Origin of the sequence: Mucilaginibacter hurinus (assembly GCF_003324525.1) — a bacterium.
GTDB classification, from domain to species: domain Bacteria; phylum Bacteroidota; class Bacteroidia; order Sphingobacteriales; family Sphingobacteriaceae; genus Mucilaginibacter; species Mucilaginibacter hurinus.
Genome location: NZ_QGDC01000010.1, coordinates 59,911 through 75,619, shown reverse-complemented (window position 1 = coordinate 75,619; position 15,709 = coordinate 59,911). Strand labels below are relative to the sequence as shown.

13 protein-coding genes are annotated in these 15,709 nt (G+C 43.1%); 10 read left to right on the top strand and 3 right to left on the bottom strand.

Annotated features, from left to right (window positions below; all coding sequences use genetic code 11):
• Window positions 1-104: 104 nt before the first annotated feature.
• Window positions 105-2,015, bottom strand: coding sequence for an alpha-amylase family protein (locus DJ568_RS16095; RefSeq protein ID WP_114006330.1), 1,911 nt, complete (start codon window positions 2,013-2,015; stop codon window positions 105-107).
• A 69-nt stretch (window positions 2,016-2,084) separates the two neighbouring features.
• Between DJ568_RS16095 and ileS the strand changes: the two genes are divergently transcribed.
• The 4 genes from ileS to DJ568_RS16075 all read left to right on the top strand — a co-directional run bounded on the left by ileS (window position 2,085) and on the right by DJ568_RS16075 (window position 7,202).
• The gene (gene ileS / locus DJ568_RS16090) at window positions 2,085-5,483 is read left to right on the top strand and encodes an isoleucine--tRNA ligase (protein WP_114006329.1); all 3,399 of its coding nucleotides are present in this window, start codon (window positions 2,085-2,087) and stop codon (window positions 5,481-5,483) included.
• Window positions 5,483-5,869: a TraR/DksA family transcriptional regulator gene (locus DJ568_RS16085; RefSeq protein ID WP_114006328.1), complete on the top strand. Its 387-nt coding sequence runs from the start codon at window positions 5,483-5,485 to the stop codon at window positions 5,867-5,869. Before ileS ends, DJ568_RS16085 begins: the two co-directional genes overlap by 1 nt.
• 3 nt (window positions 5,870-5,872) lie before the next feature.
• Complete coding sequence (locus tag DJ568_RS16080; protein ID WP_114006327.1) at window positions 5,873-6,478, top strand: lipoprotein signal peptidase; 606 nt, start codon at window positions 5,873-5,875, stop codon at window positions 6,476-6,478.
• Between the two features lie 190 nt (window positions 6,479-6,668).
• A complete protein-coding gene (locus tag DJ568_RS16075) occupies window positions 6,669-7,202 on the top strand; it encodes an OmpA family protein (RefSeq protein ID WP_114006326.1) in 534 nt (177 codons plus the stop codon).
• A 67-nt stretch (window positions 7,203-7,269) separates the two neighbouring features.
• On the opposite strand, the gene DJ568_RS16070 is transcribed toward DJ568_RS16075, so the two are convergent.
• Window positions 7,270-8,310 (bottom strand): FAD-binding oxidoreductase, encoded by a 1,041-nt coding sequence (locus DJ568_RS16070; RefSeq protein ID WP_114006325.1) that lies wholly within the window; start codon window positions 8,308-8,310, stop codon window positions 7,270-7,272.
• 53 nt (window positions 8,311-8,363) lie between these two features.
• Window positions 8,364-9,788 carry a hypothetical protein gene (locus DJ568_RS16065; protein ID WP_114006324.1) on the bottom strand — a complete coding sequence of 475 codons (1,425 nt, stop codon included), beginning with the start codon at window positions 9,786-9,788 and terminating at the stop codon, window positions 8,364-8,366.
• A gap of 460 nt (window positions 9,789-10,248) precedes the next feature.
• On the opposite strand from DJ568_RS16065, the gene DJ568_RS16060 reads away from it, so the two are divergent.
• From DJ568_RS16060 to eboE, 6 genes are read left to right on the top strand one after another with little or no spacing between them, the layout of a single operon-like run.
• Window positions 10,249-10,611 (top strand): transmembrane 220 family protein, encoded by a 363-nt coding sequence (locus tag DJ568_RS16060; RefSeq protein WP_114006323.1) that lies wholly within the window; start codon window positions 10,249-10,251, stop codon window positions 10,609-10,611.
• Window positions 10,612-10,643: 32 nt separating this feature from the next.
• Window positions 10,644-11,381 (top strand): EboA domain-containing protein, encoded by a 738-nt coding sequence (locus DJ568_RS16055; protein ID WP_114006322.1) that lies wholly within the window; start codon window positions 10,644-10,646, stop codon window positions 11,379-11,381.
• A gap of 24 nt (window positions 11,382-11,405) precedes the next feature.
• The gene (locus DJ568_RS16050; protein ID WP_114006321.1) at window positions 11,406-12,386 is read left to right on the top strand and encodes a TatD family hydrolase; all 981 of its coding nucleotides are present in this window, start codon (window positions 11,406-11,408) and stop codon (window positions 12,384-12,386) included.
• A gap of 5 nt (window positions 12,387-12,391) precedes the next feature.
• Complete coding sequence (gene eboC / locus DJ568_RS16045) at window positions 12,392-13,282, top strand: UbiA-like protein EboC (RefSeq protein WP_199561011.1); 891 nt, start codon at window positions 12,392-12,394, stop codon at window positions 13,280-13,282.
• A gap of 49 nt (window positions 13,283-13,331) precedes the next feature.
• Window positions 13,332-14,495 carry a 3-dehydroquinate synthase gene (locus tag DJ568_RS16040; protein WP_114006319.1) on the top strand — a complete coding sequence of 388 codons (1,164 nt, stop codon included), beginning with the start codon at window positions 13,332-13,334 and terminating at the stop codon, window positions 14,493-14,495.
• Window positions 14,464-15,705, top strand: a complete 1,242-nt coding sequence (eboE, locus tag DJ568_RS16035) for a metabolite traffic protein EboE (RefSeq protein WP_233496706.1) — start codon at window positions 14,464-14,466, stop codon at window positions 15,703-15,705. The genes DJ568_RS16040 and eboE overlap by 32 nt, the downstream gene beginning before the upstream one ends.
• Window positions 15,706-15,709 lie beyond the last annotated feature (4 nt).

Sequence of the window (15,709 nt, the reverse complement as noted above, 5' to 3'; positions counted from 1 at the left end):
AGCAGCATCTATTGTCAAAATCCCAATAATTATGCATTCGCAAATAGGTTGTAAAAGGTAGCACAGCCCCTAAAAGGGTGACTAATCTTTAAACGAATTCTAAATTATTTTACCTGGATAATGGAATACATATCAAGCGGCGGTGTGGTAAACATAACCAAACCATTACTGTATGAAAAATTGATGTTCGTATTATCTGGCTGCCATTTTATTGATGACGGTTTCTTATCCATGCGCAGGGTGACTTTTAGTGGTGGTGTCGGTTTGATAGTATTGGGCAGGCTCCCCCCGCCTGAAGCGTAAACTTTTGAGACGTTTACCAGGTTAATCAACGTTTCGCCATTTTTAGCAGCGGTATGTAGGTGTATATTGCTGCTGCTGTCAATACTTACCAATGGGTTAGGGAATATTTTAGCTAATGCAGTGGCAACGGTGTTCTTTATCTGGTCTTCACGCTGTTTCAATTCTTTAAGGCTCATGCGTGGTATAACACTTAAAACAACACCTTTACCATAGCTAAATGATTCCATAGTCAACCCTGCGTTATCACCGTAGCTGGTGCCATTACCTAAGTTAGAGGTAAGCATTTTACTAACAGATGGCCCTATTACGACTATTCGTCCACCGTTTTTTACATAAGCTTTAAACTCGTTAACCATAGCCGGTTCGATATAATTGGTTTGCGGAATTACAATAAGGGGATATTTAGCAGTTTTGCCTTTAAGGTTGTGTTCGTTTAACATTTGTACGGAGTACTTCGCGTCAAGTAACATATCCAACGTAGTACTGGCAAATGTCGATCCCTGATTATCGCTGTTAAAGGGATGCTGCGATTCGCGATAATGCCCTGCGGCCGATACAAATAATGCTACTTGAGGGATAGTGGTACTTTTAAAACAAAAAGGCTTTCGTTCAAAACAAAAATCCCGCACCTCTTTAGCGGTTTGCAGCATTAAATTATCCTGCGGTATAGCGCCATCACGGTTTTGTACAATGTACAACTCATAAGCGCCGCCTAAAGAGAGGGTAAGTGCTGCGTGCTGTTGCAGCTGCACAGGGCTTTTCCAGTGATATTTAAACCGGTGATTATCAGTATTGGCTGCCCAGCTCATTAGGTCCCACGGAAGCCCCTGCGAAGCCATGCCGTAGTTTTCAAAATTTATTTCAGATACGATGTTTGATGCCAGGTCGCCTGATAAAAAGGCCACAGGCGCGTCTACCGGGCCGGGCATGCGCGATGTAAACGCCCAATTGCTGCCTATCTCAAATTTGGGGTTGTACTTTTTTATTGCCCTCACATAATGGTTAAGATATTTACGGTAAGCTTCACGTGTAAACTGCAAGTAATCTTTTTTATCTACGTCAAGCGCACGGGTGGCTTTCTTACCCCGCGAGGCTGAGTACGCCTTTAAGGCCGCGGGTGAATAATCAGTTTTAACTACATAGTTATCAGCGTCCACCCACATGCCGTCAAGGCCGTAATCACTTATCTCTTTTATTTGTGGAATGAAATATTTGTCGACATAATCGCTAAAAAAAGATATCCGCTCAGTATTTTTCTTACCTGCCGCGTCCATTATTGCCCATTCCGGCCGGGTTTGCGCTATTTCATAATCAACCAGTGATGAATAATGAGCGTATAAAGCAACACCCCGTTTGGCTGTAACCTGTCTGAATATTTTTAGCTGGTCTTTCACAATGCCTCCTTGCTTGCCGACTTTTGTATAAAAGCTGGCAACACCGGGGTTTCCTTTTGCATCTACTTGTATAAAATCTGGCCTTACAGTTGTTAAAAATTGGTCAACCATAGCCGGAGTAACGGTTTGGCCAATCTGTTTATCCTTATTAGTTGCATGAAAATCAAAGTGTACCCCAAAAAAACTGTCGGCCCTAACCGGTCGCGGAGGATTTTGCGCGCAAGCCTGCAGCAGAGGCGTTAATAAAGCTATAGTAATTAAGAAACGGTAACAAGTATTACGTCTGAGTTTATGGGCATGTGCAGGGTGATTTTTCATATATCTGGTTAAATTAATAGCGTAAAATTGCGTATTTTTGCAACCTCTTAAAAATTGAGGTAACATACATTGAAATACAACGAATATAAGCAGTTAAACTTATCTACAACAGGAAAAGAGATACTTGAGTTTTGGAAGCAGCAGAATATTTTTGAAAAGAGTATAAGCAGCCGCTCAGAGAATAACCCTTATACCTTTTACGAGGGCCCTCCGTCGGCCAATGGCATGCCTGGTATACATCACGTAATGGCACGTACCATTAAGGATATTTTCTGCAGGTATAAAACTTTAAAGGGCTTCCGTGTAAAGCGTAAAGGGGGATGGGATACCCATGGATTGCCTATTGAACTGGCTGTAGAGAAAGCTTTAGGCATCACCAAAGACGATATCGGTAAGAAAATCTCTGTAAAGGAGTATAATGATGCTTGCCGTAAAGAGGTGATGCGTTATACAGATGTATGGAATGACCTGACAGAAAAGATGGGTTATTGGGTTGATTTAGAAAATCCTTATGTAACCTATGAAAACGAATATATCGAAAGCCTTTGGTGGATACTGAAAGAATTTTATAAAAAAGGTTACTTATATAAAGGCTACACTATACAACCTTATTCGCCAAAGGCGGGTACCGGCCTGAGTTCGCATGAACTGAATCAGCCAGGGACATACCGCATGGTAAAGGATACCACCATCGTGGCGCAGTTCCATTTGCAAAAAGATCAGCAACATCCGCTGATTGCCAAGTTGCTGAAGGAAGGCGAAGACACGGCGGTATTAGCGTGGACCACCACCCCGTGGACCCTGCCATCAAACAGTGCGCTGGCTGTAGGTAACGATATTGATTACGTGCTGATACGCACATTTAATCAGTACACTCATGCGCCGGTAAATGTTGTACTGGCAAAGGACCTGGTGAAAAAGTATTTTAAACCTGAAACTGAAAATACTTCTTTTGCCGATTATAAAGGCGGCGATAAATTAATTCCATGGGAAGTAAAAGCCACTTATAAAGGAAAAGAACTGGTAGGATTGAAATATCATCAGTTAATGCCTTATGTTACTAATGCTGATCTTGAGCAAAATGGTTTCCGTGTAATTTCCGGAGATTTTGTGACCACTGAAGACGGTACCGGCATAGTGCATATTGCCCCCACCTTTGGTGCGGATGACTTTAGGGTTGCCAGGGAGGCTGGTGTACCCGCTGTTATGGTAAAGGACGAGGGCGGCAAGGATGTGCCATTGGTTGACAGGCAGGGCAGGTTTGTTGCCGAGGTAAGTGATTTTCCGCTTTACTACGTAAAAGAGGAGTACTACAGCGACGAAGATCGCGCAAAACCTGAGTTTAAGCCAACTGATGTCCTGATAGCTATAAAGCTTAAAGAGGATAACAAGGCATTTGATGTAAAAAAGTACGAGCACAGCTATCCGCATTGCTGGCGTACCGATAAGCCGGTATTGTATTATCCCCTTGACAGTTGGTTTATTAAAACAACGGTGCTGAAAGATAAGATGGCAGCCTTGAATAAAGGCATCAACTGGAAACCTGAATCAACCGGTACCGGCCGCTTTGGTAACTGGCTTGAGAATTTGGTTGACTGGAACTTATCGCGTTCGCGCTATTGGGGCACCCCGCTGCCTATCTGGCGCGAAGAGAATGGAGGTGAAGAACGTTGTATAGGATCTATCGAGGAGTTAAACACAGAGATAGCGAAATCAATTGCAGCTGGGCACATGCCTGCCGGGTTTGTTATTGAAGATATGCACCGTCCGTATGTAGATGATGTGATACTAACATCGTCAACAGGAAAAAAAATGCTGCGCGAACCTGATCTGATAGATGTTTGGTTTGACAGTGGTGCCATGCCTTATGCGCAATGGCACTTCCCGTTTGAAAATAAAGATGAATTTAAAAATGCTTACCCGGCTGATTTCATCGCTGAAGGAGTTGATCAAACCCGCGGCTGGTTTTTTACCCTGCACGCTATTGCCGTTATGCTAAGCGAAAGCAGCGAGGAAATAAAGGGTATCAATGCCGCTGTTAACAATCCCGGTATAGCCTTTAAAAATGTAGTATCTAATGGCTTGGTGCTGGATAAAAACGGCAACAAAATGTCAAAACGCCTGGGTAATGCTACAGATCCTTTCGAAACCATTGAGCAATACAGCGCCGATGCTACCCGCTGGTACATGATCAGTAATGCATCGCCATGGGATAACCTGAAATTTAACATTGAAGGTTTAGACGAGGTACGCCGTAAATTCTTCGGCACCCTGTACAATACTTACTCATTTTTTGCACTGTATGCTAACATTGATGGTTTTACTTACAGTGAACCTGAGATAGAACTTGAAAAACGCCCGGAGATAGACCAGTGGATCATATCGTTATTAAACACGTTAAGTAAAGATGTAGATGGATTTTACGCAGATTTTGAGCCTACCAGGGCTACCCGTGCTATACAGGACTTTGTTGACGCGCATTTTAGCAACTGGTTTATTCGCTTAAGCCGCAGGCGTTTCTGGAGATCAGATAACTCTGATGATAAATTGTCGGCTTACCAAACGTTGTACACCTGCCTGGTTACCATTTCAAAATTAATAGCCCCAGTGGCGCCTTTCTTTGCCGAGCGATTATATAATGATTTAAACAAGGTAACCGCTAAAGAGAATTTCGAATCGGTACACCTTGCCTACTTTCCTGAATACAATGCAGAACTGGTGAATAAAAAGCTGGAGGAGCGTATGCAGCTGGCTCAGGATATATCGTCACTGGTATTATCGCTACGTAAAAAAATGGGTATCAACGTAAGGCAGCCATTAAGCAAAATATTGTTGCCCATCCTTGATAAAGGGTTTGAAGAGCAGGTTGAACAGGTAAAGGAGTTAATATTGTCTGAAACGAATATAAAAGATATTGAGTATATTACCGACGCAGCGGGATTTATCAAGAAGAAAGTAAAGCCTAACTTTAAGGCTTTAGGGCCCAAAGCAGGCAAGCACATGAAAGCAGTGGCCGACGCCATAGTTAATATGGACCAGCAGGCATTAGCTAAATTTGAGAGTGAGGGTACCGCTGCATTCGAAATTGCAGGTTTAAAATTTGACGTTGCAATTGCTGACGTTGAGATTATAGCAGAAGACGTACCGGGATGGCAGGTTGCTAATTTAGGCAAACTCACAGTTGCGCTTGATGTTACAATAACCGATGAACTTAAGCAGGAGGGTACATCTCGCGAGTTTGTAAACCGTGTGCAAAATCAGCGTAAAAACTCTGGTTTTGAAGTGACAGACAAGATTAATGTACGTGTAAAATGTGCCCCGGTTATTTGGCAGGCTATTGAAAATAATTTAACTTATATTTGCGCCGAAATTTTAGCAGAGAACATTTCGCCGGATAATGAGTTAATTGATGGCGAAGCAACCCAAATTGACGATAACGAACTATTGATAGTTATAAGCAAAGTATAATGGCAAACGAAAATTTAAAAACCAGGTATTCAGATTCTGAGTTACAAGAATTTAAGGATATCATTCTTGAAAAATTGCGTGTAGCACGTGAAGAGTTGAACTCATTGGCAACTTCATTAAGCTCACCTAACGCAAATGGTACTGATGATACAGCCGGCACCTACAAAACGCTGGAAGACGGTTCGGCTACTTTGGAGAAAGAGCAGATAAATCAGTTAGCCGCCAGGCAAAAAAAGTTTATTGAGCAGTTAGAAGCGGCATTGGTTCGTATTGAAAATAAGACTTACGGTGTATGTCGTGAAACAGGCAAGTTAATTCAGAAAGAGCGCTTACGTGCTGTGCCGCATACTACACTGAGCATGGAAGCTAAGATGAAGCAAAACTAATTAATGAAGGCTTCTTACGTTAAACCTTTTCTTGTAGCTTTATTGATTATTGTTGCCGATCAGGCACTCAAGATATGGGTGCGCAACAATATGTACATGGGCGAGGAGATAAAGTTTTTAGGTGACAAAGGCATGCTGCATTATACCGAAAACAACGGTATGGCTTTTGGCATGGAATTGGGCGGTGAGTTAGGCAAGCTGGCGTTAACTTTATTTCGTATTGTAGCGGTTGGAGCTATACTTTACGGACTGATACACTTTATAAAACATAAATATCACCGTGGATTGATTATGAATGTGGCGTTGATTTTGGCCGGTGCTATTGGCAATATCATCGACTCTACTTTTTACGGTGTAATTTACAATTACGCGCCTATCTTTCATGGCAGGGTAGTGGATATGTTTTACTTTCCGCTTATATCAGGATACTTCCCAAGCTGGTTCCCGATATGGGGTGGCCAGGACTTCTTATTTTTCAGGCCGGTTTTTAACATTGCCGATTCGGCTATATCCGTAGGGGTAATACTGATATTGATATTCCAAAAAACGTATTTCAAAACTGAAGAGCCTGAACCCGCCAGCCCTAACAGCGAGGTTGTAGAGGAATAGGTTAACCAGTTTTACGATAAAAAAAGCCACGTTATGTGGCTTTTTTTATGAATATGAGCTGCATAAGTTACGTCTGTTTGATGAAAGGCAGGGGACGAATATTGTTACAATCTGAAAAATCGAGTATATTGTGGTGCATACAATACATACAAGCTGAAACCGTTTAAATTCAAATCACAATAATTGCACTATGAGTACATTTAAAAGTTTATCCTACCTTCTGGTTGTTTCGGTGGGCATTAGCACCATGTCTGCATGTAAATCAAAAAAAGCAGTGGTTGCACCCCCACCTACGCCTGTGAAAACTAAACCGGTCGCACCGCCTTCGCCCACGCCTGTTAAAGCAGAGCCCGCGGTCGCACAGCCCGTGCCACCACCACCTGCACCGCCTAACTATAACTTCAGCAATATTCTTTTTGAGTTTAATTCGGGTATATTAAAAACCGAGTCGTATCCTATTTTAGATAAAGCGATAGTTGAAATGAAGAAGGACCCATCTGTTAAATTCTTATTAGACGGTCACTCATCAGCGGAGGGTAGCGAAAAGCACAACATGGATTTATCGGTTGAGCGCGCGAATTCGGTGAAATTGTATTTAACCAACAGTGGTATAAACGGCAATAATTTAATGGTTAAGGGATTTGGTGAAAGTAAACCTCTATCATCAGGCACAGATGAAGCCAGCAGGGCGAAAAACCGCCGGGTTGAAATTAAAAAGCAATAGAAAGTAAAAAGAGAAGAGCCCTCAGATACACATCTGAGGGCTCTTCTCTTTTATTCAACGGTGTTATTTATACATCAAGCACAATATCTGTAACCGGCACACAGCTGCAAGGCAGGCAATCGCCGGCAGCCGGTTCTATCATGGTTGGGTGCATGTATTTTACTTCACCTTTCATAAGTGTAGTAAGGCAGGTTCCGCAATCACCAAACAGGCATCCAGAAACTATCTCGATATCATGCGCTTCCGAAAACTCAAGTATAGAGCGGTAGCGGCTATCCCATTCAAGTTCCCTGCCTTCGCGATTATAGTAAATTTTAATGGCCTCTTTTCCGGTCGTATCGCCTTCGGCTCCGGCTGCCACTTCGGTTTCTGTTTCTTCAGGTGCTGCCAGCGACGCAAAGGATTCCATATGGATCTGATTTGCATCAACACCACGCTCCAGCAGGCTATTCTCAACAAAATGCATCATAGGAGCAGGGCCGCATATGTAGTATCCGGATTGTGCGTCCTTAAAATCTGAATGCAGTAAGTTAAGGTCAATAAACCCCTGGTAATCATAATCAGCGCCTGCAACATCCGCAGGGGTTACATTATTATAAAAAGTATGTACCTGTATATTTGGATAAGCCTTTAACGCACTTACTTCCTCTTTAAACGAATGGTTATCCCTGTCGTTCACCCCATAAAATAATGCTACGCGGCGTGCCGGGTTTATTAATGCAATGGCTTTAGCCATGCTTAACAGCGGTGTAATACCTATTCCACCGGCAAATAAGGCCACCGGATGATCTTTTTCAACCTCCAGCGCAAACGTGCCCTGTGGGCCCTTTGCTTCAACAATCTCGCCTACCTGTAGGTGGTCAAATATGTATGATGAAACAACACCCTCTTTTTTGATTGACACCCGGTAGAATTTTGGATCATAGATTTCTGAAAAGCTGTAATACCTGAAAAGCGGTATATCACTTCCGGGAATGGTAAACCTGAACATCAGGTGCTGGCCGGGCAAAAAAGGTTCTGTCACCGCGCCATCTAATGGCTCAAGGTATAACGAATAAACCAGGCTGCTCTCCTTAACTTTCCTGACGATCTTATATTTTTTATACATTTTTTTTACTTGTCGGCCTCAGTATTAGCCGGTGTACATAATCAATTACAGCACTATTCGGTAAGGGCAATCCTATCAGGGCGCGATTCGCGATAGCTGGTATCGTAAGCCAGTATTTGCGGATCAGGTTCTACCTGCCAAAACTCGCAGGCTTTCTTATATACCTCTGGCCACCAGTTTTCATGCTTGGTAAGTCCATTAGCTTCAAAATCATCAAATGAATTTGCGAGGGCCTTAGACCATGCCTGGTTACCATACTCAAGCGCAGCATTTTGGCCGCCTAGTTGCGGTACAATCCAATCGCGTCCTATTCGTGCGTGCAACACTTCGTCAGCCCAATCGTAATCCTGTATCAGTTTAGTAAGCTGGTTGGTTGTTTGCACGGCAACTTCCCATTCATATTGTTTACCGGTTTTGGCCGGCATTAACCCTTGCTCAATAAAGTACAAAATAGAGTGCCTTTCAAGCGGAGTCATTTTGGTATTTAGCAGGTATGACCATGTGAAATTAAAAGGAATGTTTTCCCAATTTACGTTAATTGACGTAAATCCAACCTCGCCCATCATAGCATGGCGCGATTCGTCCCATAACTGCCTTATCATATCTTTATAATAACCCCAGGGTTTGTCGGGCGTTTCAGATATAATGCTGGCCATCATTTCAGGAACATCTATTTCACGCATACGTTTAAAGTATAGCATTATCGTTTTCGGTAGCGGTTCAATATCCCTGTTTAGCAAAAATGCCTCGGCGTTAACACCCATATTATATAAATCCTTGAACCTTTCGTCGCGTTGCGGTGCGCCCTGGTATACGTAAGGTGTTTTTGAAAAATAGCGCTCCGGCACCACGTTGGATTCGGTGCCCGTCCCGTCTAAACCGCCCATTGCTTGTAAACAGCTGTTTAGCGTAGCTATAAACGGTTCGTATTCTTTTCTTAAATCGTCTGTTATCAGGGATTTTACAGCTGCGTTGCCATAATCCTGTATTTCTTCTACTTCAATTGCAGCAAACCGGCATACCCGGTAAGTAGGATGATCAAAAAGTTTATTATTATCCTCAATATGTTTTTGTAATCCTTTTAAAAACGCAGGTATAACTACTTCATAAGCGCCTAATACAAATGCGTGATCGGGTGCGTTTTGCAACTCGTCTAAAAGTATGTCGAGTGCCGCATGTGGAGCTTTATCCATGCCGTAGGGCGGTTCACGCATCTCTCTAACCCGGTTAAAAAAGCTTTCAACATGCTCCGCAAGGTAATGCGAGTGAAGCCCGAAAGCCATTTTTAATTCATAAACGGGCATAGCCGTTATCCTCGTTGTGAATATAAGGCTTAGTCTTTTGGCCGTCCAGTGGAAACGCTTCAGGCGGTTCACACTTTCTGACACGGTAAGTCCTTTTGACATTGCTTCGTTCATGGTATGTAAGCCAACCAACTCGGGAAGGCCTTTATAACCGGAAAAATTTGTAGAAAGCATACGCTGTTTCTTTATGATAATTAATTACTGAAAATAAAGGTATATAATATTAAACCAAAATTACCGGACTATATTGTTGAATTGCTTGCTAATCTTAACAATGTATTACCTTATTTTGATTGATAAATTGCAATAGTATTTAATTTTTACACAAAAAAGTGTAAAATATTATTTCCTTCATGAATAAGTATAGCAACTGGAAAGCGGCTGTCAAATGGTGATGATTCTTGTTAATATTAAGAGGGGTCTTGTTTATTGTGTAGCTATTTTTCTGATGGTAATTTCCCCGTTATCATTAGTGCACCATTGCTGACGAGTCCATATCTAAGTTTGTTTGCATCTATTCTTAAGTAACATTTCTGAATTATTACTTTTTGTAAACTTAATAATCCATAATTTCGCTGATTGCAATCGATACCAGTGCTAATACTGTATCGCCTTTAATGTTAAACTGAATATAATGTTTATTGCTATAAATATCATTTTTTTGATATCCTTTTTGGGTTTTGCTTATGTAAACTTAAATGATAACGACTCGTGGATTTGGGTACCAATTTATGTAGCCGCGGCTGTGTGTTGTGGTTTATCGCCGTTTGTTGTTATCCCTCCCGTGATTTACCTTGTTTTGATAGCCGTATACATGATATATGCCGTTACGTTATTTTTTGCTAAGGATGGCGTACGCGACTGGATCGTTAAATATAATAAGCCTAGTATTGTTGAAAGCATGCAGGCAACCAAGCCTTATATAGAGAAAACAAGGGAGTTTTTTGGCTTGCTTATCATCTCAGCGGCATTGCTGTTTAATTATCTGGCGATTTAATAGAAGTTACGGCAATACATATATTAAGAGTGATGCAATTTATTGACGCAGAGGGATTAAAAACTTTACTTACAGACGTTATAAGGCAAAATGTTACGCCTGAAGCACAAGCTTGGTTGTTTGCCCAGGGCGGTTTAAAAGATTTATCGGCATTTTATACAGCTTTTGCGCTTATGCCGCGCAAAACCGGAAAATTTCAGATTAACATCGACGAAAGTCAGCAAAAGCAAATAAACCGTTCGCGAGAAGGCTTTACCATCAATAACTGGACTACCGACAGGCTGGCAAGGGTTTGGCTGCTGATGCAAGCAGAAGGTGAAAATAACGATGCCTATTTTAATACCATTGAAAAGTTATTTTCCACTGGTGAAATGAATGAATTGGTTGCGCTTTATTCAGCTCTGCCAGTTCTATCTCATCCACAGTTGTGGGTGCGCCGTTGTGCCGAAGGGATAAGAAGTAACATAGGCACGGTGTTGGAGGCTATAATGTACGACAATCCGTATCCAGCTGAAAATCTTGATGAGCCAGCCTGGAATCAAATGGTAATGAAAGCTATTTTTACTGAAAAAGACCTGACCCGGATAACGGGGCTTTACACACGCGTAAACCCTGAACTGGCCCGTATATTGATTGATTATGCACGGGAGCGTTGGGCAGCCGGTCGGCAAGTTGATCCGGCACTGTGGCAACTGGCGGTAATATTTGTTGACGAAACAGCGATAAACCAAATGAAACGAGGGAACTGGGAAAACTATACTGCTGGATGATCAGCATAATAAAAATTTGAACTAATGTGTTGTAGCCATAGCATTGAAGACAGGCAGATACCGGCAGGACAGCCGGAATCATTTGATATTAACGCCGTGAAGGGAATGAAGTTTTTTGACCCTCACGTGCACATGACGTCGCGGACAACAGACGATTACCAGGCCATGGCCGACGCAGGTGTGGTTGCTTTGATAGAACCCGCTTTTTGGCTTGGGCAGCCACGCACAGGCGTTGATAGTTTCAAAGACTATTACAGCAGCCTGGTAGGGTGGGAGCGGTTCCGGTCATCCCAGTTTGGGATAAAGCATTATTGTACCATCGGCCTAAACTCACGCGAGGCTAATAATGAGGCGCTGGCTGAACAGGTGATGGAAATACTGCCGCTTTTTGTTTATAAAGACGGCGTTGTTGGCGTAGGTGAGATCGGTTTCGACGACCAAACTCCTGCCGAAGAAAAATATTATCGTGCACAGCTTGAGTTGGCCAAGCAAGCCGGCCTGCCGGTGCAGGTACATACACCCCACCGCGACAAAAAGAAGGGCACGCAGCGGAGTATGGATATTGCTATTGAACACGGCCTTGCGCCGCATATGGTTATTATAGATCATAACAACGAAGAAACCGTAAAGGAAGTGCTGGAAAGGGGCTTTTGGGCGGCATTCACCATCTATCCGTTCACAAAAATGGGCAACAAACGCATGGTAGAGGTAACCAGGCAATATGGCCCTGAGCGTATTATGGTAAATTCGGCAGCTGATTGGGGTATCAGCGATCCGTTGGCCGTACCTAAAACGGCGGCTTTAATGAAATTAAGCGGCATCAGTGACGAAGCCATCAATCTGGTAACCTATCGTAACGCCGTAACGGCGTTCGCTCAAAGCGGTCAAATAAACGAAGATGATTTTGCCGGAGTAATAGATCAAAGTGCTAAGTTTGAAGGAAATAGTATTTTACGCGGCGGTCAGCAGCCACGTATTGATAAATCATCCATCATAATCAGTTAATTACATTGAAAAAAACTATAGGATATTTCAGGCTGATGCGGCCGGCCAACATTGTAACATCAGTTGCGGATGTGCTTGCAGGCGCTGCTATTGCCGGGGTACTCACAACCGATCTTATGCTGGACGCGCATTTACCTTCGGTGGCGTTTTTATGTTTTTCAACAGCTTGCCTCTACGGCAGCGGCGTGGTTTTTAATGATGTGTTTGATGCAGAACTGGATAAGGTTGAACGCCCGGAGCGTGCAATACCCAGCGGTATGATCAGCATAGTGCAGGCAAGTGTGCTGGGCACCGTGTTGTTGTGCGCCGGTATAGCCTCGGCGGCGGCTTGCGGTTTCATTCCAGCCATAGTGGCTATCGCAATAACAGTATTTGCCTTGCAATATAACAGACTTACCAAACACCACCCTTTTTTTGGTCCGTTTAATATGGGTGTATGCCGAGGGCTTAACCTGTTGCTGGGCATCAGTGTATCTGCCGGTGCATTAAACCAATGGTACCTGCTTATCATTGTGCCTATCGTTTACATTTTTTCAATTACCATGATAAGCAGGGGAGAGGTAAATGGTGCTAAAATTAAAAACTTGTATATAGCTGCCGGTCTTTACGGCATTGTAGCTGTTGTTTTAGCATACTTTGCGTTTAGCCACACGCGGTTGACCGAAAGCGCGATTTTTTTGCTGGCCTTTTTATGGATGATATACGCGCCGCTTATTAAGGCTATAAAAGATCCCGCAGCAAAAAACATCGGACCTGCAGTAAAAGGAGGTGTTATAGCACTAATTATGATGGACGCTGTTTGGGCGGCTACCTTCAGTACAATGTATGTTGCCATTGCCATAGCCTGCTTACTTCCCTTGTCTCTTTGGCTGTCGAAGATTTTTGCAGTTACGTAATTACCTCACTATATATACGTTTATATAATAAAGCTGAATACTCCTGTACATGGACCACTTACACCAATCGTTTACTGTTAAATTTGAATATAACATATATTTTACCACGGGTATATTTGATATCGGCAATACCCTTTTTAGCAGTTACCTCGGCGGCAGCGAAAATCGCCAGTTGCGTAAAATATTATTTATCGCAGATCAGGGTGTTATAGATGCGCATCCGCACTTAATTGAACAGATAAAAAAATATTTTGCGCATTATAATACAGTACAAATGGTACCGGACGTATTAATTGTACCCGGCGGCGAAGGTGTAAAAAACGATGAAACTCATTTCAGCCAGGTTGTAGAAGCTGTAAATACTTTTGGTATTGACAGGCACTCATACATAGCCGCTATAGGCGGCGGGTCGGTGCTGGATATGGTGGGTTACGCGGCGGCGGTATCACACCGTGGCATTAAGCACATACGCATACCAACTACAGTGCTTTCGCAAAACGACTCGGGGATTGGTGTTAAAAATGGCATAAATTACTTTTCAAAAAAAAATTTCCTGGGCACGTTTGCACCACCGGCAGCAGTGTTTAACGACGAAATTTTTTTAACAACATTGAGCGATCGGGAGTGGCGCTCGGGTATATCAGAAGCGGTGAAAGTAGCGCTGATAAAGGACGAAGCTTTTTTTGATTGGCTTGAGCAAAACGCGCAAGCGCTTGTGCAACGTAACATGGCTGCCATGAATTACCTGGTATGGCGTTGCGCCAAGCTGCATATGGAGCATATTGCAGGAAAAGATCCTTTTGAAAGCGGTTCATCCCGCCCGCTTGACTTTGGGCATTGGAGCGCACATAAACTGGAATACCTGAGTAATTTTGAAGTTCGGCATGGTGAAGCTGTTGCCATGGGTATTGCACTTGATACGATGTATTCCAATCTATGCGGACGTTTAGCGCCTAAGCAATGTAACCGCGTTATACAATTGCTTCAAAACCTGGGTTTTGATATCACCCATCCGCTGTTGCAGGTACATGGGGATGCCAGCCCGATACTTGCCGGTTTACAGGAGTTCAGGGAGCACCTGGGTGGTGAGTTGACCATTATGCTGCTAAACGATATTGGCGAAGGTATCGAAGTACACGATATTGACACCGGCCTACTTGAAAAAGCAGGGCAGATGTTATATGATATACAACACCATCAGTTACAACAGTAATATTAACGGCATGGAACTATATGCAGGGCATTTAACTTATTGCACCAATATTCATGCAGGGGAAAGTTGGGCCGCGCATTTTGACGCGTTACAACAAAACTTTCCGTTAGTTAAATCACAATTGTCACCTGATAAGCCTATGGGTATAGGCCTGCGCCTTTCAAACCAGGCCAGTATTGAAATATTGTTGGGTGATAATATGTTTCAGTTTAAACAATGGCTGCAACAAACAGATGCCTATGTTTTCACCATGAACGGTTTTCCATATGGGGGATTTCATCACATACAAGTAAAAGACCAGGTGCATGCCCCGGATTGGACTACCACTGACCGATTAGCATATACCCTTAGATTGTTCCGCATATTGTCGGCGTTGCTGCCCCCCGGCATGGACGGCGGTATATCTACATCACCGCTAAGCTACAGGCATTGGTACGACACTGATAATGAGTTAGCGCAAGCCCGCATGGCCGCTACTAAAAATATTGTATTAGTTGCAGAAGAGTTACACATGCTTAAGCAGCAAACCGGGCTTACCATGCACCTTGATATTGAGCCTGAGCCGGATGGGTTGTTGGAAACAGGCGGGGAGTTTATTGATTGGTACCAGGACGAATTGCTGCCGAATGGCATACAGCATTTTACAGAAAAGCTGGGCATTGCTGCCAAGGATGCCGAAGAGATTATAAAACGCCATATAACGCTGTGTTATGATGTGTGTCATTTTGCAATAGGATATGAGCCTCATCAGGCCGTTATAGATGAACTGGCTGAAAAGGGCATAGTTGCCGGAAAAATACAGATAAGTGCGGCCCTTAAAGCTACATTTACTGACAATAACAGAATGGAAGTGCTGGACGCGTTCAGAAAGTTTGATGAGCCCACGTACTTACACCAGGTGATAGCCAGGCGCCCTGATGGAGCGTTGATCCGGTATAAGGATTTGCCTGATGCCCTGGCAGCAGAGGACGAGGTTGCTGAATGGCGGGCACATTTTCACGTGCCTGTATTTGTGGAAGATTTTGACTTGTTACAATCTACCCGGTCGGATATTGAAACTGTATTGAGCATTCAGCAAAAACAGCCATTTACCCGGCACCTGGAAGTTGAGACGTACACTTGGGGAGTTTTACCGGATGCGCTTAAAGTGCCTATCAGCCAATCAATTATACGCGAACTGGAATGGATAAAACACAGGCTTAACAATTAAAAAA

What these genes read in the sequence shown, in the direction of transcription:
- DJ568_RS16095 (WP_114006330.1), bottom strand. Translation starts at nt 2,015, where the DNA reads ATGAAAAATCACCCTGCACATGCCCATAAACTCAGACGTAATACTTGT.
- DJ568_RS16085 (WP_114006328.1), top strand. Translation starts at nt 5,483, where the DNA reads ATGGCAAACGAAAATTTAAAAACCAGGTATTCAGATTCTGAGTTACAA.
- DJ568_RS16080 (WP_114006327.1), top strand. Translation starts at nt 5,873, where the DNA reads ATGAAGGCTTCTTACGTTAAACCTTTTCTTGTAGCTTTATTGATTATT.
- DJ568_RS16075 (WP_114006326.1), top strand. Translation starts at nt 6,669, where the DNA reads ATGAGTACATTTAAAAGTTTATCCTACCTTCTGGTTGTTTCGGTGGGC.
- DJ568_RS16070 (WP_114006325.1), bottom strand. Translation starts at nt 8,310, where the DNA reads ATGTATAAAAAATATAAGATCGTCAGGAAAGTTAAGGAGAGCAGCCTG.
- DJ568_RS16065 (WP_114006324.1), bottom strand. Translation starts at nt 9,788, where the DNA reads ATGCTTTCTACAAATTTTTCCGGTTATAAAGGCCTTCCCGAGTTGGTT.
- DJ568_RS16060 (WP_114006323.1), top strand. Translation starts at nt 10,249, where the DNA reads ATGTTTATTGCTATAAATATCATTTTTTTGATATCCTTTTTGGGTTTT.
- DJ568_RS16055 (WP_114006322.1), top strand. Translation starts at nt 10,644, where the DNA reads ATGCAATTTATTGACGCAGAGGGATTAAAAACTTTACTTACAGACGTT.
- DJ568_RS16050 (WP_114006321.1), top strand. Translation starts at nt 11,406, where the DNA reads ATGTGTTGTAGCCATAGCATTGAAGACAGGCAGATACCGGCAGGACAG.
- DJ568_RS16040 (WP_114006319.1), top strand. Translation starts at nt 13,332, where the DNA reads ATGGACCACTTACACCAATCGTTTACTGTTAAATTTGAATATAACATA.
- eboE (WP_233496706.1), top strand. Translation starts at nt 14,464, where the DNA reads ATGATATACAACACCATCAGTTACAACAGTAATATTAACGGCATGGAA.